Below are 24,465 nucleotides of genomic sequence, written 5' to 3' on the forward strand. Positions count from 1 at the left end.
ACCTTATGCAGTTACCGTCAGTAATCAGCACCCGGGATAAAGATAGAGACGAGATTGATCTTCTCGGTTTACTCGGCACATTGATTGACCATAAATGGTTAATAGGTGCTATCACCGGTGCGTTCATGGTGACCGGTGCCGCGTATTCGGTGTTATCGCCGCCCGTGTATCTGGCGAACGCGCTGGTACAGGTCGAGCCGAAAAAGAACGACATGCTGGGCTTCTCGGATATCAGCAGCATGCTGGGTGGGCAATCGCCGGCGGCTACCGAGATTGGCATCATAAAGTCCCGCGCGGTCATCGGTAAAACGGTCGATGATCTGCGCCTGGATATTGTGGTCACGCCCAACACCTTTCCCGTGGTAGGTGGCTTTCTGGCGCGTCGTTATAAAAGCGCTCCTGATCAACCGGTGTCACCTGCACGCTTTGGGATGAGCAGTTATGCCTGGGGCGGTGAGCGCCTTGAAATCGAACAGCTCAAACTGCCCGATGAGTTGTTGGGCAAGAAGCTGATGCTAGTTGCCGGTGAGCAAAACCGATTCCAGCTGTTTGATGACAACGGTGGCTTGTTGGTCAGCGGTGCCGCAGGTGTTGCCGTCGCGGAGAATGGCGTCGAAGTGCTCGTAACGGGTATGGCCGCCAACCCGGGGACGAAATTCGAGGTGGTTCGCAATCCTCGCATCGTCACCATCCAAAGTTATCAGGACGCCCTGGATGTCTCCGAGCAAGGTAAGGAGTCGGGCATCATCAGCCTGGGCCTGGCCAGCACCGACTACGCCCTGGCGGTGAAGATACTCAACAAGATATCGACCCTGTACGTGCAGCAGAACGTGCAGCGCACGTCTGCCGAGGCGGCTCAGAGCCTGGAATTTTTGCAGGCACAACTTCCTCAAGTCAAAGACGATCTGGTCAAAGCCAGCAACGCGCTCAACAGCTATCAGACTCGCGGCAACACCGTGAATATCTCCCTGGAGACCAAGTCTGTCCTGGAGCAGATTGTGGTGCTGGATACGCGCCTCTCGGATTTAAAGCTGCAGCAAGCCGACCTTGATCGCAAATTCACCCGCGAGCACCCGGCTTACCGCGCCTTGATGGCTCAGATGGGCGATTTGAACAGCCAGCGCCGTGGACTGGAGAAGAAGGTTCAGGATCTGCCGGCGACACAGCAAGAGTTGTTGAACCTCACCCGTGATGTCGAAGTGGCGACCCAGATCTACACCCAACTTCTGAACAAATCCCAGGAGCTGGACATCGTGAGGGCCGGTGCGGTCGGCAATGCGCGGCTCATTGATACGGCGGATGTCGACATCACCACCCCGGTCAAACCACGTAAAGCCCTGATCGTGCTTATTGCGACTTTCCTGGGCGCGTTTGTCGGCGTCGCCCTGGTGTTGGTACGCAAATCGCTGAGCCGCGGACTTGAAGGGCCCGAAGCCATCGAGCAACTTGGGCTGCCTGTTTACGCCTCTATTCCGTACAGCGCGTTGCAGCAGGAAGAGGACACTAAGAAACTCCGGCTGGGCGACAGTAGCCCCAATCATGGCTTTCTATTGGCGCTGCGCAACCCCACCGATTTGTCCATCGAATCGATACGCAGCCTGCGCACCTGTTTGCATTTTGCGGGGCTGGACGCGACCAACAACCGCATCATGATTTCTGGCCCGAGCCCTCAGGTCGGCAAGACATTTGTCTCCTCTAACCTCGCGGCTGTCATGGCTCAAAGCGGGCAGCGAGTCATCCTGATCGATGCCGACATGCGTAAAGGTCATTTGCACAAGACGTTGGCGACCCCGATCAACAATGGCTTGTCGGACCTGTTGGTCAAACGCTGCAGCCTGGACCAGGCGATCAATAAACTCGAGGTCGAAAACCTGCACTTCATCAGTCGTGGCCAAGTACCGCCTAATCCCTCGGAACTGCTGATGCATGCCAACTTCCGAGAGCTGATGGTGGAACTCAGCGAACGCTACGATGTGGTCATCATCGACACTCCGCCGCTTTTGGCTGTTACCGATGCGGCCATTGTCGGACGTGAAGCGGCCATCAATCTGATCGTGACGCGCTTTGGCGTTAATCCGGCCAAAGAGATCGAGCTGACCATGCGCCGGTTTGCTCAAAACGGCATCGAGTTGAAGGGCGCCATTTTCAATGGCGTCGAGAAACGGGCGTCCAGTTATTACGGTAATAGCAGCGATGGCTATTACAACTATGAATACGCCTCTGACAAGGCGTGACGCGATTTCTATCTGCCAGGTAATTGAACCGAGCGTGGGGTGAAACATACCCGCGCTCAGCACTTTATCGCCTGCGACTACGATCATGGAGATGGGTAGATTGTGAAAAAAATACTGCACGTGGCCGAAACGATTAAAGGCGGAGTGGCAACAGTCATTCGTACGATATCGACGCCCCCCGAGGGCGACGCTCGTCAATATGAGTTGGTGTATCTGATCCCGTTCGATCAGAAAAAAGAACTGCACGGTATTGATGAGAAAGACATCAGAACCTTCTCTAGGAACAAGCGGGATGTGATCTCCCTCCTGCGGTTTGCCTGGCAACTGTTCCGGGTGATCTTCAAGGAAAAGCCTGATGTCGTGCACCTGCACAGCACTTTTTCCGGGGTGATTGGCCGGTGTGTCTGTCTGCTCATGCGTCCATGGCGCGCACCCAAAATCATCTACTGCCCGCATGCGTTTTCTTTCTTGATGGAGAGCTCTGCGGTCAAACAGAAAGTGTATTCGTTGGTCGAGCGGCTTTTGCAGAAAGTCACCGACGTCATTATCTGTGTCAGCCAGTACGAAATGGATAAGGCGGCCTCGTTCGGTATCGACCGGCACCGGATGAAGCTGATCTACAACGGTATTCATTACAAAAGCGAAGAGAACAAGTCAGGCGAGAGCACGGACATTCAGCTGTTGTTCGTGGGTCGACTCGACTATCAGAAGGGCTTCGATGTCCTGCTGAAGGCGTTTGCTGAAGTCGAGCGAACAGACTTGCGGCTTACGGTTGTGGGCAGTGCTGTCAATGAAGAGTCCGTCGAGTGCCCAGCCATCGATGCCGTGGAATACCTGCCTTGGGTGACGCCTGCGGAAGTCAACGAGCTGTATAAAACCGCCGATGCCTTGATTGTTCCCAGTCGTTGGGAAGGCTTTGCCATGGTGCCGCTTGAAGGCATGGCCATGGGCGTGCCGGTGATTGCCAGTGACTGCACCTCGCTGCCCGAACTGGTGACGGACAACATCACCGGCTACTTGTTTTCGACGGGCGATTACCAGGCGCTGGCCAACATTCTACTGAACATCAAAAAGCAAAAATTGTTCGAACTCGGGACCGAAAGCCGCAAGAAAGTGCGCGAGCGGTTCAGTGCGACCTTGATGATTCAGCAAACCTACGACGTGTATTCCGCTCAAACCTATTAAGTAGAAATCAAGATGATGAACGTAACTATTCTGCATGGCTACAGTGCGTCCAACTCGGGCGATGGCCTTCTCGTGGATTTGGCAATTGCCTTGGTGCTGCGAAATTTCGGGCCTGACACTTTAATCAACGTAGTTGCGTCGGACCCCCAATCATTTAGTTATCTTCCCTATAAGCGCTATGACGCGCCTGTCATGGCGGCTAAAGGATTTGGCCGGGTCAAGGAAGCCGTGTTTCTCAACCAGTCTTACACCGCGCTGGCTGATCTGTTGAGCACCTGTGATTTGATTGTCGGGGTCGGCGGTGGGTACATGCGCTCCAAAAGTGCCTTTGAACATATCAAGCTGAAACTGGGGCATGCCAAGCAACTCGAAACAGCCATCTTGAGCAAGGTGCCGTCGGTTTACCTGCCGCAAAGTATCGGTCCGTTCCATGGCCAGAGCAGCAAGATCGTAGAGCACTACGCCAGCGCCGATGCAGTGTTTGTCCGCGACAACCGTTCTTCAGCCATTTTTGCGGCCCATGAAAACGTGTATCGCGCGCCGGATCTGGCGGTCCAGGCGTTGGCCAAGAAGATCCTGCTTCAACCCAAGTTCACTCGCTGTGCAGCGTCGCCGGCCGTGGTTTGCGTGGTGTTACGCAAACCGCCGCAATGGAGCAAAGACAAGAAAGTCGGCTACGTGGCCAATCTGAAACTTCTTCTGCAGCGATTGCGGGCCAAGAGCAAAGTGGTGTGCGCGGTGCAAAGCGCGGTGCGCGGCAACGATGACGGAGCGTTTTATCGTGAACTCGGTATTACCGAGGACCTGCTGCCGTTGAAGGCGACGCTGGCCAAATATCAGCCCGACCTGGTCATTTCCGTAAGACTGCATGGCGCCATCGAGTCGCTGCTGGCCGGCGTACCGGCGTTCCATATCAGCTATGAGCGCAAAGGCTTTGGCGCCTATGAAGACATGGGCGTGGAAGACTGGGTGATCAACGGTGCGGACATCAACGTCGACACCATCATCGACACTGTTTATGCGCCGAATGCGCTGACCCGATTCGGCAAAAGACTCACGGACACCTGTAAGGAAATCGAAGCCAAAACGCTGCAGATGGACACTATCATCAAAGGGATTGTTCGATGATATTCCGGCTGTTGCTGCGGGGCGGCGCCCTCGGTGCCAAGTTTTTGCTGGTGTTGGCCATTACTCATTATCTGGGCTATGACGCATTGGGCTTTTACGGCGTCGTGGTCGCAGCCTCACTGATAGCCTCGAAGTTTTACAGCGTCGGGTTCAGTTCCGAGATCAACCGGCTGATCAGCGTCGGCGGCAGTTCGCGAAGTGTCGTCGACAAGGTGCTGATCCTGTACCTGGCGGTGGGTCTGTTGTTGTCGGTGGCGACAGTCACGCTTTACTCACTGATCGGCGATGTCGAAGCGAGTGCTGCGTTGATCGCGTGCGTGACGCTGTTATTGCTCACCGAGCATCTGTCCTTCGAAATCAATTCGTTTGTTTTTTCCGCACAAAAAGCCAACTGGGGCGCGTTGCTGTTCTTCATAAAAACCGGGCTCTGGGCGCTCATTGCCGTGGGCGGACTCATGACGGGCGTCGTGTCCTCCATCGCCAGCGTGCTGTGGTTGTGGGTGGTCACCAACGTGCTGGTGATCCTGGCCGGCTACTTCATTGTGGTTAACGTTCACCGGGAGCGGGAGGTCAGTACCGTCACCACGGTGTCCGTCTGGAAAGCCGGGCTGCCTTTTTACCTGGGCGGTGGTTTGATCGCGTTGAGCCAATACGCCGAGCGCTTTCTGATTCTGGACATTGAACCCTACGCCAGCCTCGGCAAGTACGTGTATTCCTGGTCCGCCGCCAACACTTTACAAGCGCTGTCCTACGCGGTGGTTGCTGTCGTCGGCATTCCCGTGCTCGCCAAGCGCTACAAGAATAATCCACAGGCGCTGACGGTTCGGCAGTTGTTCCTCAATCAATGGGTGCTGCGTTCCCTGTTGGTTTGCGGCGCTGTGGCGGTGGCGATCTATGCCTTTTTCAACATCCTGCTGGATTATGTCGATGCAGCAGTCCCGCGACCGGACAACAGGATTTTGGCGATCCTGATTTTTTCGTTTGCGCTTCGCGCCATTGGCGACATCGTTTGGGGAGGCCTTATTGCCTCCAAGAACAGTCGGGTGTCATTGGCCAGTGCGGCGATCTGCCTGGTGATTTCGCTGCCCGTCAGCTACGTGTTGATCAAGCACTATTCAATCTATGGCGCGGCGTGGGGCAATGTCTTTTCGATTACGGTGCAACTGGTCGTCATTGCATTGCTGACTCGGTTTGCCCGGACGAAGGGGACTGTGTAATGGCGTTATCCCTGCCTTCCATCGAGTTTCGCGGCAGAAAACTGGATTCGTCCATTTCATTCCTGATTCTGTTTTGCGGTCTTTTCCTGTCCATTGCGATGCCGCTGTTGATGCACCGCGATCCGGGTCCTGATGCGATGACCTTGTGGACGTCCTACGTTCGCTCGGACAACTGCAACTTCTGGAATCCGTTTTCGCCAGACCGCTCTTCCTACGAATGTTCCGCGTACCTGTTGCGTCCCACCGGGATCAACCTGGATAACGCGTGGGCTTACGGCATGTTGTGCAACTTGTTCCTGACGTCTATTCCGATCTTTATCTTCAGAAGAATACCGCTGACGATCTTTCTCACCCTGTGCCTGTGGGGCGTGGTCAGGTCGTTTTTTCTGGATAACCTGACCAAGGAAATCATCGTGTCGGTGGCGGTCATCGCCATCCTGTTTTTTTCTTTTTCGAAGCGATACCGGGCGGGCTTTTTTCTTTCTGCACTGTTCTATGGCGTGTTGATTCGGCCCTATTGGATATTGTTTTCGTTGGTCTGGGTCGGTGTCTGCGTGATGAAGAAGCGTGTGTCGCGCTTCAGCTTTTTCGTGATGTTGTTCATGTTCTACCTGGTGATTGCCACCGCGATTCAACTGCTGGTCGGCTATTCGGTGTCGTCCATTCGCGCCAGTAACAACGAACAGCGGACCCTGGGGGAGGAGGGCTCGAAGTCATTGATTGTGTCGTGGCTCAGCGGCGGTGACTTCGTTTCCCAGGCCGTGGATTCGATGAGCATCTTCTTCAGGTTGTCGTTCCCGGTGGAGTTGATCCTGCTGTCTGGCCTTGGCCAGATCATCTTTGTCGTGCTGATGATGATGACCTCGTTGTTGATCTTCAAAATGATGACGGCGAGTCATTTCAAGGGCTCGATCATCGAACCGAAAGTCAAAGAGCTGGTTGCGATCCCTCTATCGTTTTTATTGGTGCAGGGCTTGTTCGAGCCTGACTTCGGTTCGTTCGCGCGGCATTTCTCCATGGTGGTGCCGGTGCTCTTTCTGGGGCTGGGGCTGCAGTTGCGCGCAAGAAAACCCGAGCCGGTTGAATCACGGGTCTTGAACTGAGGTTTGTGCTGTATGCAAAGCAAGAAGAAGTCGCTGGAAATAGAAACCCTCAGAGGCCTGGCGTGTTTGTTGTTGGTGCTCTATCACGTGATCGGGCCGCTGGGGGGCGGATTGAAAATAGACCTGGGGTCGCCGTTTCGAGTGCTGGCTGACTCGATGGTGTACGTCAGGATGCCGCTATTTACCTTTATATCGGGCTACATCTATTCCATCTACAAAATCAGGGGCAATGACTTTTCCGCTTACTGCACAGGCAAGGTGAGACGGTTGATCGTGCCGTTGTTTTTTGTCGGTGTTCCATTTTCGGTGTTGCAGGCTGTGGCGCCGGGTGTGAACAAGGACGTCGGGTTATTCCAGGCCTTGTTGTCGTTTTATGTGCCGGTTAACCATTTTTGGTTTTTGCAGGCGGTGTTCATCATTTTCATGTTTGTCGGTTTTCTTCAGTGGCGTGGTCTGTTGCAGACGATGACGCGGCTGTACCTGTTGTTGCTGTTTTCAGCGGTGGCGTTCTTGTTGCCGCCTTTCTCGATCGATGCGTTTGGCATTAATGGCGCGTTCTATTTGCTGCCGTTTTTCGTCACGGGAATGATCTGCCACGAGAAAGTCGCGGTGATAAAGCAATCGCTCAAAGTGATCGGGCCGGTCGTGTTTGTGTTGATCTCCATCGCATTGCTCTACATTGCAGCCGTGGACCGCGAATTGATCGTCGATCGCAGAAGCCTTGTCGGATTACTTGTCGGCTGTACGTCCTGCGTGGCGCTGTTGTCGAGTGACATGCGTTCAAAAGCACTGATCTGGCTGGGTGGATATTCTTACGCGATCTTCCTGTTTCACGTGTTGTTTGCAGCCAGTTCACGGTTCGCGTTCGGTCGACTGGGCATTACGGACGAAAGCCTCCTGGTCATCGGCGGTGTGCTCTGCGGGCTGTTGGGGCCGGTGCTGCTGTCGAATATGTTCAGTCGTTTCGCCCTGACGTCCGTGCTGTTTCTGGGTGAGCGCGCGAGCGGTAAAAAGACGCCAATACCCGAGCTGAAAGTCTCTCAATCCTGAGCAGTGTTCAGCGGGTGATTTGATAGGAGGGATGAGTCAATGGCCTATGTCGATGATGTGCGTCCCGTGCCGGCTCCGGTTGTCGAGGTGCGCAGTTCAAGTGAGCGATTTGCCGCGCTGGGCAAGGGTAAAGCCGGGGAGGTGCTGGACATCTCAGTGATTGGCGACAGCTACAGCGCCGGGCAGGACTTTTATCTGAACAGCCTGACTCAGCGGTTGGCCAAGGATTTCGGTTTCGCCGGGCCCGGGTATGTCGGGTTCAACCACGGCGGCGCGCTCGGCGGTACCAACGTCAAATACACCCGCAGCAGCGAGAAGTTTTTCAGTGGTGATTGGGACGTTTCCAGGCTTGGCCAAGCGAGCCCGGACAGCCGCACTGTGACCGGCCAGGTAGGGGCGTGGCTTGAGGTGGATTCCAGTCAAACGGCCGTCATCGATACGTCCATTGCCCAGGCCAGATTGCTCTATCTGGGCGACGGCAAAACCAATGAGTTGCGCTATCGGTGGGCACCTTCAGACCCTTGGCAGGCGTTGAAGATGGCGGGTTCCGGGGTACAGGAAGTGCAACTGAGCGTCCCCGCCAGCGCGGATTGGGCGTTAAGACTCGAAGTGGTGAAGGGTGCGCCGACGTTGTTCGGTTTGTGGTTGGCCAATAATCGCGGCGGCGTCAGGGTCTCAAAGCTCGCCGCTTCCGGCGCCACATCCGCTGACTTTTATAAAGACGACAGCCAGTGGCAAACCCAGTGGAAGGCAGTCGTTTCAAAGATACCGGCGGACGTTTACCTGATCATGTTGGGTGGTAACGATCAGGGGTTTGGCGTAAAGCCCCAGGATTATCTGGAGAACATCAAAGGGCTGGTGCGGATGATTCGCGAGATCCATCCAGCGGCGAGCATCGACGTGATCCTGCGTCAGGACACCACGCGATCCAGTGCCTATCCGATGGCGGATTATGCCCGGGTGCTGGAACCCTGGGCGCGTTCGCAAACCATCACGTTTTTGAGTTTGCAGTGTGCATTCGGTCCCGACTTCAAACGCTATGCCAGTGACGGGCCGACCCCGATGATCGGCCCGGACAAGATCCATCCCATTCCCGGTACGGGCGGCCGGCTGATTGCCGATCATCTCTATCGACTGATCGTCGATGGGGTCGGTGAGCAGGGTTGCGGTGCCGGGTTGAAATAATCGTCACCGCTCAAAATGCTCCAGATGACCCAGCAACTCTGCGGTTTTCAGCGGCATCAGATCAGCATCGCAGCGTGTCTCAACCGTGATCACGACAACCGGGCCGCTGTCATGGGGGCGAACCCGGAATCGCCAGTCGTTGAATATCATTTTCAGTCCGTTGTGCTCCTCGATGTCCAGCGCCTGTTGAACGTACAGGCTCTTCAGGTGAGCGAGCAGGGGACGCAGCGCCTTGACCGGGCGAAGGAGATCGCCCGACGAGGGAAACACCCCGATGCGCTCCACCAGCAGGCTGGTGCCCAGCCAGGCCATCACTGCGAAGTTGCTCGCCTTCGGTTCGATGTCTGCCGAGCGTTTTGCGGTGGTCATAGTGGCCTGCCTGGATGAAGGGGTTTGATGTCGGATGCGCAGGGTGAGCGTTGCTTAAAGGCCGTTGAGGTACAGCTGCTCATAGCAAAAATTGGTCGCGTCGATATAGCCTTCCGCGCCACCGCAATCAAAGCGCAGGCCTTTGAACTTGTAGGCCAGCACACAGCCATTTTGCGCCTGCTTCATCAGTGCGTCGGTGATCTGGATTTCGCCGCCCTTGCCAGGTTGCGTGTCGGCGATCAGGTCGAAGATGTCCGGGGTCAGAATGTAGCGGCCGATGATTGCCAGGTTGGAGGGCGCATCCTCAGGGGCCGGTTTCTCGACCATGCTGTTGACCCGGTAGATCCCTTCGGAAATCAGTTCGCCGGCAATGACGCCGTACTTGTGCGTCTGGTCATGGGGGACTTCTTGAATGGCCACGATCGAGCAGCGGAATTTTTTGTAGAGCTGAATCATCTGCGCCAGGACGCCGTCGCCTTGCAGGTTCAGGCACAAGTCATCGGCCAGCACCACGGCAAATGGTTCATCGCCGATCAAGGGGCGACCGCTGAGAATCGCGTGCCCCAGGCCTTTCATTTCGACTTGGCGGGTATAGGCGAAGGTGCAGGTTTCAATCAACTCGCGGGTGCCGGCCAGAAACTTTTCTTTTTCGGTGCCGCGAATCTGGTGTTCCAGTTCATAGCTGATATCGAAATGGTCTTCCAGTGCACGTTTGCCCCGGCCAGTCACAATTGCCATGTGCTGCAAGCCGGCATCTCGTGCTTCTTCCACGGCGTATTGAATTAAAGGCTTGTTGACGATCGGCAGCATTTCCTTTGGCATTGCTTTAGTAGCAGGCAAGAAGCGCGTGCCATAGCCGGCGGCGGGGAACAAGCATTTACGAATCATAGATATATCCTGGAAAGTCATTGTTCACAGAACACGAAAGACGGGACTGTGAATATCGATGTATTACAGCGTTTGCACTTTAATACCCCAGCGGTGGACTCATGGCAATTAGTGGCACGCTTGTAACTTTGGAAATGTTATTAGTTGTCTGGCCGGTGCGAGTTTAGTTAGTTTTAGTCGGTGTCGGTTAATAGTGTTAGTTCGGGTGAGGTGCTAATTAGTAGTGGGCGTCGCTGTGTGATGTGTGCCGGGAGTTATAGACCTGGCACCGGACAGTTGAACACTTAAATACCCCCACTATGGACCGCTCTATGAAGATTCTGGTAACGGGTGGAACCGGTTATATCGGTTCTCACACCACACTTGCGCTGCTTGAAGCGGGCTTCGAAGTGGTCGTGCTGGACAACCTGTGCAACAGCTCTGACGCCGCGCTGCATGCGGTAGAAGCCATCTGCGGGAAATCCGCGTTAATGATTCACGGGGACGTGTGCGACAGGCCCTTGCTGGACCGGATTTTTCAGCAGCATGCCATTGATGCCGTCCTGCATTTCGCCGGCCTCAAGGCGGTCGGCGAGAGCGTGCGCAAGCCTCTTGAATATTACGAAACCAACGTCTGCGGAAGCATCACGCTGTGCCAGGCGATGGCCGCGGCCGGTGTGTTCCGGCTGGTGTTCAGCTCGTCGGCCACGGTGTACGGCGCGCCTGAGCAGATGCCGATTCGCGAGGATTTCCCCACGGGCACGCCCACCAATCCTTACGGGCAATCCAAGCTGATCATCGAAAACGTATTGCGTGACCTGTGCACGGCAGAGCCGAAATGGAGCATCGCGCTGTTGCGTTACTTCAATCCGATCGGCGCTCACGCGAGCGGGCATATGGGTGAAGATCCCAGTGGGATTCCCAATAACCTGGTGCCTTACATCAGTCAGGTCGCCGTCGGCAGCCTGCAGGAACTGTCGATATTCGGCGACGATTACCCCACGGTCGATGGCACTGGCGTGCGCGACTACATTCATGTGGTGGACCTGGCGGACGGGCATCTCAAGGCACTGCAATCGATCTCGACGCGTAGCGGAATCAATGTCTGGAACCTCGGCACCGGCGACGGTTACAGCGTGCTGCAAGTCGTTCGTGCATTCGAGCAGGCTTCGGGGCGGTCGGTGCCTTATCGCGTGATGCCGCGCCGCTCGGGCGATATCGCCGAGTGTTGGGCTGATTCCTCCAAGGCGCAGAAGGAACTCGGTTGGAAGGCCACGCGCAGTTTGCAGGAAATGATGACGGACACCTGGCGCTGGCAATCGAACCACCCCAAGGGATACCTCAATCAAGGCTGATGGGCGTGCTTTCAACGGAGTGTTTTTCGCCCAACTGTTATATCCGGCGGCGATGTTAATTAAGGTCGGGAAAATTGACTGGAAACAGCACACGCAAGTCCGTAGATATAAAGAACACGCCGGAAGGAGTTTGATATGAAAAAGATGATGCTATGTGCCTTGTTGTCCATGACGAGCGGCTGGGCACTTGCCGCGGAAGAAGCGCTCACACTGGACACCCAAGTTGTGGGTGACGTGACGGCTGGCCAAGCGGCGCTGGCCAGCACCGCATTGGTGGCCGGTGCCGTGGCCGCGTCCAACAGCGGCGGAAGTTCCAATGGCGGAACCGGCAGCACCGGGACAACGGGCACTACCGGGACGACCGGCACAAGTAACTGATAAATATCGCAGGTGTCATTCAAGATTGCCCGGCTAACACTGGGCGATCTTGTTTTGGGTTTGCCCTTGAATAGCGTAGTGCCATTATGATTCGTAGTGTTCCATTTTTAATGCTGGCAAGTATTGCTTTGCAAGGTTGTATGTTTTCGCCGGGGCAACATCTGAGTACCAGCGAGATTACGCGCGAAGGTGCCAGTGAAAGCAGTCGGGTCGAGCTTATTCCGATTACCCCCAAGCTCATCGCCATGGACAGGGCCTCGCAGAAACACGAGTCACTGCCCGCAGAATTGTTGACCCCGCCGGACGAATACCGCATCGGTAACAACGATGTGTTGTACATCACGGTATGGGACCACCCTGAACTGACCGCACCCTCGGGGGCGCAACAGCAAATCGATGCCAATGGCCGTCTGGTTCGTTCCGACGGCACGCTCTATTACCCCTACATCAAAGAGGTCCAGGCCGCTGGCAAGACCGTTCAGCAACTGCGATCCGATATCGCCGAGAAGTTGTCGACCTTCATCTCGGACCCGCAAGTGGATGTGGCCGTGCTGCGCTTTGCCAGTCAGAAAGTGGTGGTCTCGGGCGCGGTATTGAAAGCCGGCCCGCAAGCGATTTCCACCAATGCGCTGAATGTGGTCGAAGCCTTGGGCTCGGCCGGCATCGACCCGGTGAATGCCGACTTGTCGGGACTGCTGTTGACGCGCAACGGACGGGTATACCCGCTCAATCTCGATGCGCTCAATCAACAGAATGCCGAGCTGCAAAAGGTCTACCTCAAGGGCGGCGATCAGTTGTACCTGCCGTACAACGACAGCAAAAAGATCTACGTGATGGGCGAGGTCAATCAGCCGCGCGCGCTGACGTTCAAGACCCGCACCATGAATCTGTCTGACGTCATCGGCTCGGTCGGCGGCCTGAACCAGACCACGTCGAACGGCAATGCCGTGTACGTCATCCGGGGTGTGGAAAACCTCGATACAGAACCCGCAAAAATCTATCAGTTGCAAGCCGAGTCGCCGTCCGCCATGGCGCTCGCCACTCACTTCGATGTTCGCCCGCAAGACATTGTCTACGTGGGCCCTGCCAACGTCACCCGCTGGAACCGCTTCATCAGTCAGTTGGTGCCATCCGCCTCGATTCTCGGTATGGGCGCGGCGGCACAAAACAATTTAAGTGAAGCCAACAGCAGATAAGGCCTGGTCCCACTGTGAGAACGTTGAACGTTAGCGTCTGCTTGATGGCGGCCTTGCTGTTGTGTGGATGTAATCCCCTGATGAAGGCCACGCTGGCGAACTTCAAAGCCGTGGCCAGCGGTCCGGATGATCTGGAATTGACCCCGGCCCAAGTGGCCGAAGTTCGATACCCCCAACTCAAACTGACCACCCCGTCCGGCGTCGGGGTGTTGGCAATGGTGCGTGCCCGAGGTGATTTGCAGTACTGGGTCGCGTCCGGCAAGCAAGTGCTGATGCTGCGCGATGGACTGGCGGTTCGCACTGTCGGTCTGGGCTTTGGTGGTGATCTGGACGGGACCCGTTTTGACGCGGTCTCGCCGTTCAGGCAAGGCCTCCATCGGCTGCCCGACGGTTACACCAGCCAGCGCTGGATCGATCTCTATCACGGCTACGAAGTGGGGGTTGCGGTGAACAGTCGCTTCACCCGGCAAGCCATGGAAACCATCAGGATTCTGGACAAGGAATACGCTGTGTTGCGTGTCGATGAGCAGATTGATGCGCCGGCGATTGGCCTGCGCGCGACCAATCATTTTTGGGTCGATCCCGACAGTGGTTTCATCCTGCAAAGTGAGCAGCAACTGACGACGCAACTGCGCGTGAAGATCGTGCAGTTGACCGCTGAACGCGGGGCGGTCCGTTGAAGCTTTCAAAGGTGTTATGCCTGTGTCTGTTTTGGGTTTTGGCGGGCGTGAGCCAGGCGGCGGTCAGCGTTGATGGCGACGTCGGCCACCCAGGGCCGGTCGAGCTGCAACCCGGTGGCCGCGTGCTGGACGTGATGCGCATGGCGCGGCCCAATCCAGAAAGCTACTGGCTGGCGGCGGCCTGGCTGCGACGGTCACTGCTCGACGAGCAGACTCAGCTCAAAGCAGGCGTCTTGTTCGATTTGAAAGTGCTGCAGCGCATGGCGTTGCTCTTTGACCGTCCCAGCCGGGCGGCGTTGGCGTTGCAGTTGTATGAGCACGTCAGCCGCTTGCCGGTGACCGGGCGCCAGGTGGCCGTGCTGGACCCTGTGGCGGTCGAAGTCGGGTTCGCGCGCAACTTTCGCCTCAATGGCGGCGACAGCCTGATCTACCCGACGCGTTCGAATGTGGTTGACGTGTTGGGCGCGGTCGCCGAACCGTGCCGGCTGACCTATCGGCCGATGCAAGAGGCTCGTGATTACCTGCAAGCGTGTTCGCCGCTGAGCGACGACGCCGAAGCCGATTACCTGTGGATCATTCAGCCCGATGGCGTTACCCGACGGGTCGGCATCGCGCCGTGGAATCGCGAAAGCGGTCAGGTGCCCGCCGCAGGCAGCAAGATCCTGGTCCCCGTCAAAAACGATGATCTCAATCCGCCTATACCTGAACTGAATCAGCAGTTGGCCGAATTTCTTGCCACGCAACTGGCTGAGGTGGTTCCTTGAATTTACGTTTTGCAGCAGTGTTGTTATTGCCGTGTGGTCTGGCTCACGCAGAGCCGCGATTGACTCAGAATGATTTCGGCGGCGTGGGCTTGATGCAGACGCCGACCGCCCGAATGGCCCCGGCCGGCGAGTTGAGTGTGAACGCCAGTCGGACCAGCCCCTACAGTCGCTACAGCGTTTCATTGCAGCCATTTGAATGGCTGGAAGGCTCGTTTCGCTACACCGCCATCACCAACCGCCGGTACGGTCCCGAATCGTTGAGCGGCGACCAGAGCTACAAAGACAAGGCCGTGGACCTCAAGGTGCGCCTGTGGCAAGAAACCCACTGGGCACCTGATGTGGCCCTGGGTTTTCGCGACGTGGGCGGCACCGGTCTGTTCTCCAGCGAGTTCCTGGTCGCCAACAAACGCTATGACGATTTCGATTTCAGCGCGGGCATTGCCTGGGGCTACATCGGCAATCGAGGCGATTTCGAAAACCCGTTGGGTTGGGCGGATGATCGCTTCAAGACCCGGCCGGAGGGCGAGGGCACCGGTGACGTCAATACCAGCGCCTATTTCCGTGGACGTCCCTCGTTGTTTGGCGGCGTGACCTACCAGACCCCCTGGGAGCCGCTCAGCCTGAAACTCGAGTACGAAGGCAACGACTATAAAAACGAACCGAAGGACAACGTGATCAAGCAAGACTCGCCCATCAACCTGGGCGCGGTGTTCAAACTGACCGATTCGGTTGACCTGAGCGCTGGCTGGGAACGTGGCAATACCGCGATGTTCGGCATTACCCTGCACACCAACTTCGTCAGCCGCAAAGCGCCGGCCAAGACTTACGATCCGCCGGCGGAGCGTCTGCCGGCACACGCACCCAACACTGCGCCGGACCAGGTCAATTGGGCCAACGTGTCGCAACGATTGCAGAAAAACGCCGGCTACAAAGTCGAGCGCATCACCCAGCGTGGCTCAGAGTTGTTTGTGTATGGCGAGCAGTCGAATTATTTCCATTCGGCAAAAGCAGTCGGTCGCGCCAGCCGGATTCTGGACAACAGCGTCAACGACGACATCGACTGGTTCACCCTGGTGAACAAGCGCTACGACCTGCCGCTGGAAGAAACCAGCGTGCCGCGCGAGACCTTTCGCGAAGTGGTCAACAATGAGGAACCGCTGCAAGCCCTGCACCGCAGCACCGAGGTCAATGCGGCGATGCCACACACCGAGACCACGCTCTATACCGCAGCGCGCGATCCGTTCAATTACGGGGTCGGGCTGGGCTATAAACAGAACGTCGGCGGCCCTGATGGCTTGCTCTATCAGTTGAGTGCCGATGCGGACGCCGAGTATCGCTTCACGCGTAATACGTGGTGGAGCGGCATGCTCAGTGCCAATCTGGCGAACAACTACGACCACTTTACCTACGACGCGCCGAGCGGCTTGCCCCGAGTGCGCACTGACCTGCGAAAGTACCTGACGACGTCGGACGTCACCATGCCGACGTTTCAGCTCAGCCACGCCGAGCAGCTCGATAAAGACCTGTTTGGCATGGTCTACGGCGGTTATCTGGAATCGATGTTTGCCGGCGTTGGCGGTGAGGTGCTGTTTCGTCCGACGGGCCAGCGCTGGTCGGTGGGCGCGGACCTGAACTATGTGCGTCAGCGCGAGTTCAACCAGGGCTTTGGCCTGCGTGATTACTCGACCGTGACAGGCCACATCACCGGCTACACCGATTTGCCTTTCGATACCCAGGCCGCCGTGAGCGTTGGACGCTACCTGGCGCGGGATTGGGGCACCACGATCGACCTGTCGCGGGAGTTTTCCAATGGCGTGCGATTCGGTGCCTGGGCCACGTTGACCACTGCCACCACAGCAGAATACGGCGAAGGCAGTTTCGACAAAGGCATCTACCTCTCGATTCCTTTCGACGAACTCATGAGCATGTCGACCATGCGCCGCGCCAATATCGTCTGGTCACCACTGACCCGGGACGGTGGCGCGCGGCTCAATCGTAGCTACTGGCTACACTCCATGACCGATAGCCGTGACAGCGACATGTTCTACCGCAACTTCGACAAGATCACTGAGTAAAAGCGAGCGGGCTACAGGGCGATCAGCGCTGTAGCTCGCAATGCGATCCAACCGCAAGGGCCGTGCCCTTAAGGTCGTACGGTGAAGCCTCTTCTGTGCAGCGTTCGCTGCGTTATCCCCGACCCACTGAAACCCGTAAGCCAGATCCCCGGCGGCGCTCCTGTCACGCTCGGTCAATGGCCTTGATCGGGCGGCAAAGCCTGATAGACGCCCACGAAAAAGGGGACTTGCGTCCCCTTGTCATACTGCGGTGCCCGGCCACTAAGCCATCAATAGATGTCTTTGGAGAGCAAGGTGAAGGGTGTCTTCACCAGGATCTTCAGGTCCAGCCATAACGACCAGTTGTTGATGTACTTGAGGTCGATTTCCACGCGTTTCTGCATCTTGTCGAGGGTGTCGGTCTCGCCGCGGCATCCGTTGATTTGAGCCAGGCCGGTAATACCCGGTTTGATTCGGTGACGGGCCATGTAGGCGAGAATTTTTCCGGAGTAGTAATCGTTGTGCGCAACCGCGTGCGGACGTGGGCCCACCAGGGCCATATGCCCTTGCAGCACGTTGAACAGTTGCGGCAACTCATCCAGCGACGTGCGGCGGATAAACCGTCCCACCGCGGTGATCCGCGAATCGTTTCGACTGGCCTGTTTGACTTCATGGTCGTCGTGCACGCGCATCGAGCGAAACTTCCAGACCTGGATTACCTTGCCATTCCAGCCGTGACGGTCCTGTTTGAAGAACACCGGCCCTGGAGAGTTGAGTTTCACAGCCAGGGCAATCAGCAACAGCAGGGGGCTGAGCAGGATAATGGCCATCAGCGCCACGCTCTTTTCCAACAGGCTTTTACTCAGTGCGGCGGTGGGCTGGCTGGTCAACGGGCTTTCGTTCAAATAGATCGCCGGCAAGCCGTCCACGACCCGTACCGAGTGATTGAGCAACGTCAGGCTGTTCAAGTCCGGCACCCAGACCACATCGACATTGGCCCCCAACAGATCGATGTACATGGCTTCGATCTTTGCCGCTTCGCTCAGGGGCAGCGTGATGTACAAACGGCGGATGTCGTGGGCTTTGATCAACTCCAGCAGTTGCTCCTGAGGACCGACGATACGCGGCGCTCCCAAGCCCAGCGGGAGCGTGGTGTCCGTGCTGACCAAACCCACCAGCGGAAAGTGCTCAAGGCTGCGCAGCTTTCTGGCGAGCCCCAATGCCAACTCGCCTGTACCGACGATCAGGGTTTTATGCTCGCTCTGAAGTGACCGTTGATAGTATTGCGAGAATCCATGCAGCGGCACGTACAGCAGAGCTTGCCCCAGGTAACCGGCTGCCGCCCACACCAGGATGATCTGGCGCGAAAACAGCTCATCAGCCTTGCAGATAAATGCCACGCAGGCCAATGCCGCGAGTGTCATTGACCAGCCCATCAGCAAACGTCCCAGTCCCGCCAGATAGTTGTCCTTCTTGGCATAGACGCCACACCACGTATAAGCGGGTACCGAGGCCAATACCGTCAGAATGGCGCAGACTCGATAATAGAACTCCAGTGTTCCGGTCTGGTAATAAACCAATAAAAACAACAGGGCCATTACATAGCCCTGACCCAATGCCCACTGTCCCCAGAAGGTCAGTCCTTTGAGGTGGGTATTTCGATTGATACGAAGATTGTTAACCATGCGATATCCCCAAAATACGTCCATTTGCGCGTCGACAGACAACAGCCAAAGTTGATAAATCAGCGTTATTGTTTTTATAAGATGGCGTTGCGTTGACGATCGAAACGCCACTGTGCGGCGCGCTCGTCAGTGAATAGATTAATTGATCGATGTAAAAGCAGTCTGACGACTTTTAACGAGTTGTTAGTTGTTGGTTGCGTTAGATTGGATGGGCGGTGTTAGAAATGGTCGATAATTAAGTAAGGGGGCGCAAGGCAGGGCGGGAGTAAATAAGTCAGGGTGAAAGGTGGGCGGAAAAGTAGAGTCGTGAAGTGCTTTCTTGTTTTTGTAATGCACTACAAAAAAGGGTCATTAGTTGGGCTCAGGTGATACTTTTCCCCCGTGTGATTTTCTGTATCAGGCAATAGCCACGGTTTCGAACCGCGCGGAAGAGGCGCTCACCATTACTGGCATTTTTAAACTTTTCCTGTAATCGACTGAGGCACATTTCGAGGCCGCGATAGTGCTCGGGCTCTCTGCCAATACTGCGAATCAGATCATCTTTGCTGACCACTCGATCATCATGATGCAGCATTTTATTGACCAGTGTCGCCTCAAGGCCGGTCAAGACAATTTCGACATCATCTTTGATCAGCGCACCGCTGCCATTGCTCAGTTGCCAGACGTCTGAGCAGGGAGAGGGGGCTTGCACATGCAATGAGACGGACTCGTCCCGAGTGTCGCCTGTCAGCGAGGTGATGTTATTAAACGATGTGTCGGATTGCGCGGCTAACCATTCGGACTCAAATGTCGAGAGGATGCGCTGAGTATCATGCTTGATAACAGGTGGGACATTGTTGTCCAGGTGAGGGGAGATAAACTCCATGAGTTTCGGCGTTGATGAGGGACGGGCAACACCTTCGACAAACATTTTTGCCTGCGACGTGCCGAATGAGTTATATCGCTCGCTTGAGAGTAATGCCTCAAGCTCAAGTTGTAATGCCGGGCTGTGAGTGACGACGACAAAGTATTTTCTGGGGAGGGGTGTACTGCTTTCCATGTCTCTCTCCTGAAGGGTACGCTCAGTTTTAATTCAATAGGGTGTCGGCAGGGGAGTAGTGGCTCCCTTGAAAGTATTCAAAAGGCAATGCGCGAGCCAGTATATGGCTAGCAGCTTGCTCCACTCTGTCCGCTATAAATGCAACTTTGGTGGTGTGCGTCAGCATCGTCATGCGTTCGTGGAGTCGATTGAAAAGGTCTGGGTTGCCAGTGAGTTTAAGGCTCAAGTCTAGGGTTGAAAGCGAGATCTTTATATAGTCGAATAAATTCAGGGTTGTAAACATCTCGATACTTTCATCGTCGATGTTGTAATCATCCAAGGCGATTTCAATGCCGTGATCTTTCAACAGGTACAGGTTGTTGAGGATTTTCTTTTTTTCGACGAAGCTGACCTCCGAGAGGGGTAGCTCATTGAGTGCGATCACCAGCGTCTGGCCAAGATTTCCCAGCGCATCGCCGCACTGGATCAACTCTTCAGCGAGGGCGGAACTGGCGAGATCCGACTGCCTGACGCATACGAATCGACGGCTCAGGTACTTGCTTTCGCTTGAGGTATTGCGGTCTTTGAGTGAGAAGGCAATCAGCCGTGTTTGCGTGAGTACTTCACTGTAAAGGCTACTCATCGGGTTCACCCATGCAGGCGCGGGCTGAGCCTGATGGTCGTCAAACTGTATTCTGATCTCGCTGCCAAAAGGGCAGTCATCGCGAGTGAGGATCAATTGTCGAGACAAATAATGACTCGCAGGATAGACGTAAGACGCGCTCCCCGTTGCGTTCATAATGCAATAACTCCCTTGCCTGTTAACTCATCAAGCGGTCGCGATCAGACCCCTGATTAAACGATATCCATGGCCACGAATACTTTGTATGGCGTTGGTGCCATACATGCCTTTTATTTTGCCGCGAAGACGGCTTATCGATTTTTCCAAAGCCCGTGGGTCGTAATAATTTATATTTAGCCCCATGATTCTGGCGATTTCGTCGTGGCTCAATATTTGGTTTCTGGTTTCAGAAAATGCTTCAAGAATTTTCATTTCTGGAAACGAAACGTCCAGCTTTTTATAATCTCCAATCAGGCACATACGCGTCGGATCGAGGAGCAAGCTGTGCTTCTTCTGCCACTCTGCACTGTCAAAGAAATCAGTAAGTACGTCGCAGTGTTCATTCGGTAATGTCGCGAATTTAATGCAGTGATCGGCGCCAGCAAGATAATATTTCATCTTGTTGTAAGTGCCTTTTCCCGTAATCGCGACAAATATAATGCTTGCCTGATTCTGGGCGCGAATACTATCTACCAGCGCAAGGCTTTCAATAAAAACCTGAGGGCTGTCAATCACAATGAAGATTGCGCGGTACGAATGAGTGTCCCTGTTTCTTCTAAATGAATTGTTGTAGCACATTGTATCAACGGGTATATCATGCGCCACGTGGCTGGTAACTAATGTTCTGAAATCCTCCGCTATTGAATGGGTCCGCCCCATGGTGAGAATGCCTGGCACCTCCTTCGCGTGGTAGTGGCGGGTCGTCGTTGTTTTCCTTGTAAGCATCATGCTTTGACTCGGCTGGGTGCTGACATTTGGATGTTAAAGCACCAATTCTCATTTGTGACTGACAATTGGTAACATTTCACGGGATTTTCCAGCGGCCGTCACAAAATTTTTAACATTGCAGGGGCTTACGACGTGATTCTTTGCAGTTCCAGCATGTAGCACGTGGCTGGCAAAAGAGTGTCATTGTGCCATCTTTTTTTGTGATCGCTCGCTTTTCCAGATCAATGAACGTTACACGCGACTCACACATTCTGTTACATACCGATTTCTGAGGACGTTGTTAATGCCCACGGCAGGTCTAGTTGGTAGAGACGTTTTGGTGGGTCTTCGGTCTGTCTATAATTAATATTTGTTGTTATATAACATCGCTGTTAATAGGGTGACGCTGGACATTTAATAACATTAAGTTTTAATACTCGGCTGGATGCGTTTTAATTTCTCGTTGGCGATACATCTAAAGCAGATCAGTTGATGTGCTTTTGTCAGTGAGAGAGACTAATGGATTTTTGGACGACAGTTACGGTATTGATTTTAGGCGTGGTAGAAGGGCTAACGGAGTTTTTGCCCATATCAAGCACAGGGCACCAGATTATAGTCGCGGACTTGCTCGACTTCGGCGGTGAACGTGCGATGGCGTTCAATATCATTATTCAATTGGGCGCCATTCTGGCGGTCGTCTGGGAATTTCGGCGCAAGATTTTCGAGATTATTAAAGGCTTGCCAGCACAGCGTAACGCGCAACGTTTTACCTTGAACGTATTGATCGGTTTTATGCCGGCTGTTGTCTTGGGCGTAATGTTCGCCGACAAGATTCATGAATATTTGTTTAACCCAATTACCGTGGCCGTGGCTTTGGTTTTGGGCGGTGTCGTCATGTTGTGGGCGGAACGGCGGGAGCATGTGGTGTATGTCGACCATGTTGACGATATGCGCTGGACCGACGCGCTTAAAGTCGGTTTCGCCCAATGCCTGGCGATGATACCGGGCACCTCGCGTTCTGGTTCGACCATTATCGGCGGGCTGCTGTTCGGCCTGTCACGCAAGGCCGCCACCGAGTTCTCATTCTTCCTGGCAATGCCAACCATGGTCGGTGCGGCGGTTTACTCAGGCTACAAGTATCGGGATCTGTTCCAGGCCGCCGACTTGCCTGTCTTTGCCTTGGGTTTCGTGACCGCGTTCTTTTTCGCCATGATCGCCGTGCGCGGCTTGCTCAAGTTCATCGCCAACCACAGTTACGCCGCCTTCGCCTGGTACCGGATCGTCTTTGGGTTGTTGATCCTGGCGACATGGCTGTTCGGTTGGATTAACTGGACTGAAGCTGCAGCGCTCTGACACTAACCGCCAGGCTGTCGATCGACAGCCTGGTGGCAACGCGGATAGTCATTAACGCCCTTCAAGCAACGCCGCTGCCTGATCCAGCAACGCCAAAGGCTCTTTCGCCTTGTGAATATCCACCGACAACAACTGCCGGAACTTGCGCGCCCCAGGAAACCCGGTGCCCAATCCCAGTACATGTCGGGTGATGTGGTGCATCGAGCCACCGGCATCAATATGCGCGGCTATGTAAGGGCGCAACTGTGCCAGCGCTTCGGCCCGGCTGATCACCGGGGCTGTGCTGCCGAACAATTGCTGGTCCACTTCAGCCATCACATAAGGATTGTGATAAGCCTCACGACCCAGCATCACGCCGTCAAACGTCTGCAAATGCGCGTGACACGCCTCCAGTGTCTTGATGCCGCCGTTGAGAATAATCTCCAACTCCGGAAAGTCCGCTTTCAGCCGCGCTGCCACGTCATAACGCAACGGCGGAATGTCACGGTTCTCCTTCGGTGACAGCCCCTCCAGAATCGCAATCCGCGCATGCACGGTAAAACTCGTGCACCCGGCATCCCGAACCGTGCCGACGAAATCACACAACTGCTCGTAACTGTCCCGTCCGTTAATCCCGATCCGATGCTTCACCGTCACCGGAATCGACACCGCATCGCGCATCGCCTTCACACAATCGGCCACCAACTGCGGATGCCCCATCAGGCACGCACCAATCATGTTGTTCTGCACCCGATCACTCGGGCAGCCGACATTCAGATTGACCTCGTCGTAACCGTGTTCCTGAGCCATGCGCGCGCACGCGGCCAGGTCCAGCGGAACGCTACCGCCGAGTTGCAGCGCCAGCGGGTGCTCGGCTTCGTTGTGACGCAGGAAACGCTCGTGATCGCCATTGAGCAACGCGCCAGTGGTGACCATTTCGGTGTAGAGGAGCGCGTGTTTTGAGAGCAGGCGCAGGAAGAACCGGCAGTGGCGGTCGGTCCAGTCCATCATCGGCGCAACACTAAACCGCCGAGACAGCGCAGGGCTTGTGTTTTGTGGGTTTGTCACTGTTTGAGCTAGCATTTTTCTCTGCGCATTCTGGGCCGTTTTCAGGCGTGTTTAGTCAGCCTTGAAAACAAAGGGTCACCAGTTTACCAAGAGTGCCGGACATTCGCCCGGAAACAGGCCGCCTCGGTACAGGAACGTACAGCTGAAAGTGCGTCAGTCGCTCAGGTGCTCTTTGCTTTACGGCCACGTGAGGCGGGCTTCACCGGCACGCTTTTCCCGTACTCGCTCCACCATGTCGAGAGCGCTTCCATTGTCGGTCCGAGTGCGCGTGCTTTTGCGGTCATTTCATATTCAACACGCGGGGGCACCTCGGCGAAGACCGTTCGCGAGATTAGACCATCGCTTTCAAGTTCCCGAAGTTGCGCTGTCAACATGTGTTGCGTGATGCCGGTGATCGCCTTGCGCAGTTCCCCAAAGCGATAGATGCGCTGATTCAGCAGCCACATGATTTCCAGCTTCCACTTGCCTGAAAGCAGCGAAAACGCACGCCGCATTTCCTCGTGCATGTTGATCTGATCATCATTGGTCTGGTTTTCCATACTAAGTGCCAGTTTTTCATCCTACTTGTGGGTTTTCATGTTAGGCGACATCGTTGCGCCCAGTCGACGTAACAATACCTGCTTGGGAAAACTTCATGATCGAAAATAATATTTACTGGGTCAGCACGGTGCTGCTTTCGCTGCTCTATTTCGCCTCTGCCGCGATGTACCTTGCCAAAGGCGACTATGTTCGAAACGCACAGGCGGAGTTGGGCTATTCAGCCTCCCATCTGGTGCCTTTGATGATCGTGGTCAAGTTACTAGGGCCCGCCGCGATTTTGTGGCGCTTCAATGTTGCACTCAGTGATCTCGCTTATGCCGGCATGTTTTATCACCTGCTGCTTTCAGCTTCTGCACACCTGGGTGTTCACAAGCCCAAAGGTGCTATCCCGGCAGCCGTGGGGCTCATTCTCCTGATTGCGTCCTTCATGGCACAAAACGCCGTTCGCGAATTTCCGTCGCCTAACGTACCGGCGGCAATTATCCAATCGACTCTTGAATAATGGGGA

23 protein-coding genes are annotated in these 24,465 nt (G+C 55.3%); 15 read left to right on the forward strand and 8 right to left on the reverse strand.

Annotated elements, in window-relative coordinates; translation table 11 throughout:
* The first annotated feature begins 5 nt into the window (after positions 1–5).
* The 7 genes from ACM6I0_RS21250 to ACM6I0_RS21280 all read left to right on the forward strand — a co-directional run bounded on the left by ACM6I0_RS21250 (position 6) and on the right by ACM6I0_RS21280 (position 9,102).
* On the forward strand, positions 6–2,234 hold the full coding sequence (locus ACM6I0_RS21250) for a polysaccharide biosynthesis tyrosine autokinase (protein ID WP_285435726.1): 2,229 nt from the start codon (positions 6–8) through the stop codon (positions 2,232–2,234).
* 102 nt (positions 2,235–2,336) lie between these two features.
* Complete coding sequence (locus ACM6I0_RS21255; protein ID WP_350310397.1) at positions 2,337–3,419, forward strand: glycosyltransferase; 1,083 nt, start codon at positions 2,337–2,339, stop codon at positions 3,417–3,419.
* Between the two features lie 15 nt (positions 3,420–3,434).
* On the forward strand, positions 3,435–4,547 hold the full coding sequence (locus ACM6I0_RS21260; protein ID WP_285435806.1) for a polysaccharide pyruvyl transferase family protein: 1,113 nt from the start codon (positions 3,435–3,437) through the stop codon (positions 4,545–4,547).
* Positions 4,544–5,764 (forward strand): polysaccharide biosynthesis C-terminal domain-containing protein, encoded by a 1,221-nt coding sequence (locus ACM6I0_RS21265; RefSeq protein ID WP_285435723.1) that lies wholly within the window; start codon positions 4,544–4,546, stop codon positions 5,762–5,764. Before ACM6I0_RS21260 ends, ACM6I0_RS21265 begins: the two co-directional genes overlap by 4 nt.
* Entirely contained in the window at positions 5,764–6,867 is a 1,104-nt protein-coding gene (locus ACM6I0_RS21270; protein WP_414923169.1) for a hypothetical protein, read from the forward strand. Before ACM6I0_RS21265 ends, ACM6I0_RS21270 begins: the two co-directional genes overlap by 1 nt.
* Before the next feature lie 12 nt (positions 6,868–6,879).
* Positions 6,880–7,917, forward strand: a complete 1,038-nt coding sequence (locus tag ACM6I0_RS21275; protein WP_285435719.1) for an acyltransferase family protein — start codon at positions 6,880–6,882, stop codon at positions 7,915–7,917.
* A gap of 39 nt (positions 7,918–7,956) precedes the next feature.
* Entirely contained in the window at positions 7,957–9,102 is a 1,146-nt protein-coding gene (locus tag ACM6I0_RS21280) for an SGNH/GDSL hydrolase family protein (RefSeq protein WP_285435717.1), read from the forward strand.
* Positions 9,103–9,105: 3 nt separating this feature from the next.
* On the opposite strand, the gene ACM6I0_RS21285 is transcribed toward ACM6I0_RS21280, so the two are convergent.
* The gene (locus ACM6I0_RS21285; protein ID WP_285435716.1) at positions 9,106–9,471 is read right to left on the reverse strand and encodes a mannose-1-phosphate guanylyltransferase; all 366 of its coding nucleotides are present in this window, start codon (positions 9,469–9,471) and stop codon (positions 9,106–9,108) included.
* Positions 9,472–9,525: 54 nt separating this feature from the next.
* On the reverse strand, positions 9,526–10,359 hold the full coding sequence (galU, locus tag ACM6I0_RS21290) for a UTP--glucose-1-phosphate uridylyltransferase GalU (RefSeq protein ID WP_222585489.1): 834 nt from the start codon (positions 10,357–10,359) through the stop codon (positions 9,526–9,528).
* Positions 10,360–10,670: 311 nt separating this feature from the next.
* On the opposite strand from galU, the gene galE reads away from it, so the two are divergent.
* The 6 genes from galE to ACM6I0_RS21320 all read left to right on the forward strand — a co-directional run bounded on the left by galE (position 10,671) and on the right by ACM6I0_RS21320 (position 16,786).
* Positions 10,671–11,693 carry a UDP-glucose 4-epimerase GalE gene (gene galE / locus ACM6I0_RS21295; protein WP_414923170.1) on the forward strand — a complete coding sequence of 341 codons (1,023 nt, stop codon included), beginning with the start codon at positions 10,671–10,673 and terminating at the stop codon, positions 11,691–11,693.
* Between the two features lie 135 nt (positions 11,694–11,828).
* Positions 11,829–12,071: a hypothetical protein gene (locus ACM6I0_RS21300; RefSeq protein WP_414923171.1), complete on the forward strand. Its 243-nt coding sequence runs from the start codon at positions 11,829–11,831 to the stop codon at positions 12,069–12,071.
* 140 nt (positions 12,072–12,211) lie between these two features.
* Positions 12,212–13,267: a polysaccharide biosynthesis/export family protein gene (locus ACM6I0_RS21305; protein WP_414923172.1), complete on the forward strand. Its 1,056-nt coding sequence runs from the start codon at positions 12,212–12,214 to the stop codon at positions 13,265–13,267.
* 14 nt (positions 13,268–13,281) lie between these two features.
* A complete protein-coding gene (locus tag ACM6I0_RS21310) occupies positions 13,282–13,947 on the forward strand; it encodes a YjbF family lipoprotein (RefSeq protein WP_414923173.1) in 666 nt (221 codons plus the stop codon).
* Positions 13,944–14,711 (forward strand): capsule biosynthesis GfcC family protein, encoded by a 768-nt coding sequence (locus ACM6I0_RS21315; RefSeq protein ID WP_414923174.1) that lies wholly within the window; start codon positions 13,944–13,946, stop codon positions 14,709–14,711. The genes ACM6I0_RS21310 and ACM6I0_RS21315 overlap by 4 nt, the downstream gene beginning before the upstream one ends.
* On the forward strand, positions 14,708–16,786 hold the full coding sequence (locus tag ACM6I0_RS21320; protein WP_285435708.1) for a YjbH domain-containing protein: 2,079 nt from the start codon (positions 14,708–14,710) through the stop codon (positions 16,784–16,786). The genes ACM6I0_RS21315 and ACM6I0_RS21320 overlap by 4 nt, the downstream gene beginning before the upstream one ends.
* A 269-nt stretch (positions 16,787–17,055) precedes the next feature.
* On the opposite strand, the gene ACM6I0_RS21325 is transcribed toward ACM6I0_RS21320, so the two are convergent.
* The 4 genes from ACM6I0_RS21325 to ACM6I0_RS21340 form a co-directional block, all read right to left on the reverse strand.
* Positions 17,056–18,450, reverse strand: a complete 1,395-nt coding sequence (locus ACM6I0_RS21325; protein WP_414923175.1) for an undecaprenyl-phosphate glucose phosphotransferase — start codon at positions 18,448–18,450, stop codon at positions 17,056–17,058.
* A gap of 361 nt (positions 18,451–18,811) precedes the next feature.
* Entirely contained in the window at positions 18,812–19,489 is a 678-nt protein-coding gene (locus tag ACM6I0_RS21330; protein ID WP_414923176.1) for a winged helix-turn-helix domain-containing protein, read from the reverse strand.
* A gap of 28 nt (positions 19,490–19,517) precedes the next feature.
* Positions 19,518–20,267, reverse strand: a complete 750-nt coding sequence (locus tag ACM6I0_RS21335) for an EAL domain-containing protein (RefSeq protein WP_414923177.1) — start codon at positions 20,265–20,267, stop codon at positions 19,518–19,520.
* A gap of 30 nt (positions 20,268–20,297) precedes the next feature.
* A complete protein-coding gene (locus ACM6I0_RS21340; protein WP_285435701.1) occupies positions 20,298–21,038 on the reverse strand; it encodes a winged helix-turn-helix domain-containing protein in 741 nt (246 codons plus the stop codon).
* A 498-nt stretch (positions 21,039–21,536) separates the two neighbouring features.
* Between ACM6I0_RS21340 and ACM6I0_RS21345 the strand changes: the two genes are divergently transcribed.
* Entirely contained in the window at positions 21,537–22,370 is an 834-nt protein-coding gene (locus ACM6I0_RS21345) for an undecaprenyl-diphosphate phosphatase (RefSeq protein WP_285435699.1), read from the forward strand.
* Between the two features lie 51 nt (positions 22,371–22,421).
* On the opposite strand, the gene dusA is transcribed toward ACM6I0_RS21345, so the two are convergent.
* Both dusA and ACM6I0_RS21355 read right to left on the reverse strand, forming a co-directional pair.
* On the reverse strand, positions 22,422–23,432 hold the full coding sequence (gene dusA, locus ACM6I0_RS21350; protein ID WP_222585501.1) for a tRNA dihydrouridine(20/20a) synthase DusA: 1,011 nt from the start codon (positions 23,430–23,432) through the stop codon (positions 22,422–22,424).
* 146 nt (positions 23,433–23,578) lie between these two features.
* Positions 23,579–23,956: a winged helix-turn-helix transcriptional regulator gene (locus ACM6I0_RS21355; protein ID WP_285435698.1), complete on the reverse strand. Its 378-nt coding sequence runs from the start codon at positions 23,954–23,956 to the stop codon at positions 23,579–23,581.
* A 95-nt stretch (positions 23,957–24,051) separates the two neighbouring features.
* On the opposite strand from ACM6I0_RS21355, the gene ACM6I0_RS21360 reads away from it, so the two are divergent.
* Complete coding sequence (locus tag ACM6I0_RS21360) at positions 24,052–24,459, forward strand: DoxX family protein (RefSeq protein WP_414923178.1); 408 nt, start codon at positions 24,052–24,054, stop codon at positions 24,457–24,459.
* The last annotated feature ends 6 nt before the right edge of the window (positions 24,460–24,465 follow it).

The sequence above is a fragment of the Pseudomonas sp. IT-P294 genome (assembly GCF_949767865.1).
GTDB lineage: Bacteria > Pseudomonadota > Gammaproteobacteria > Pseudomonadales > Pseudomonadaceae > Aquipseudomonas.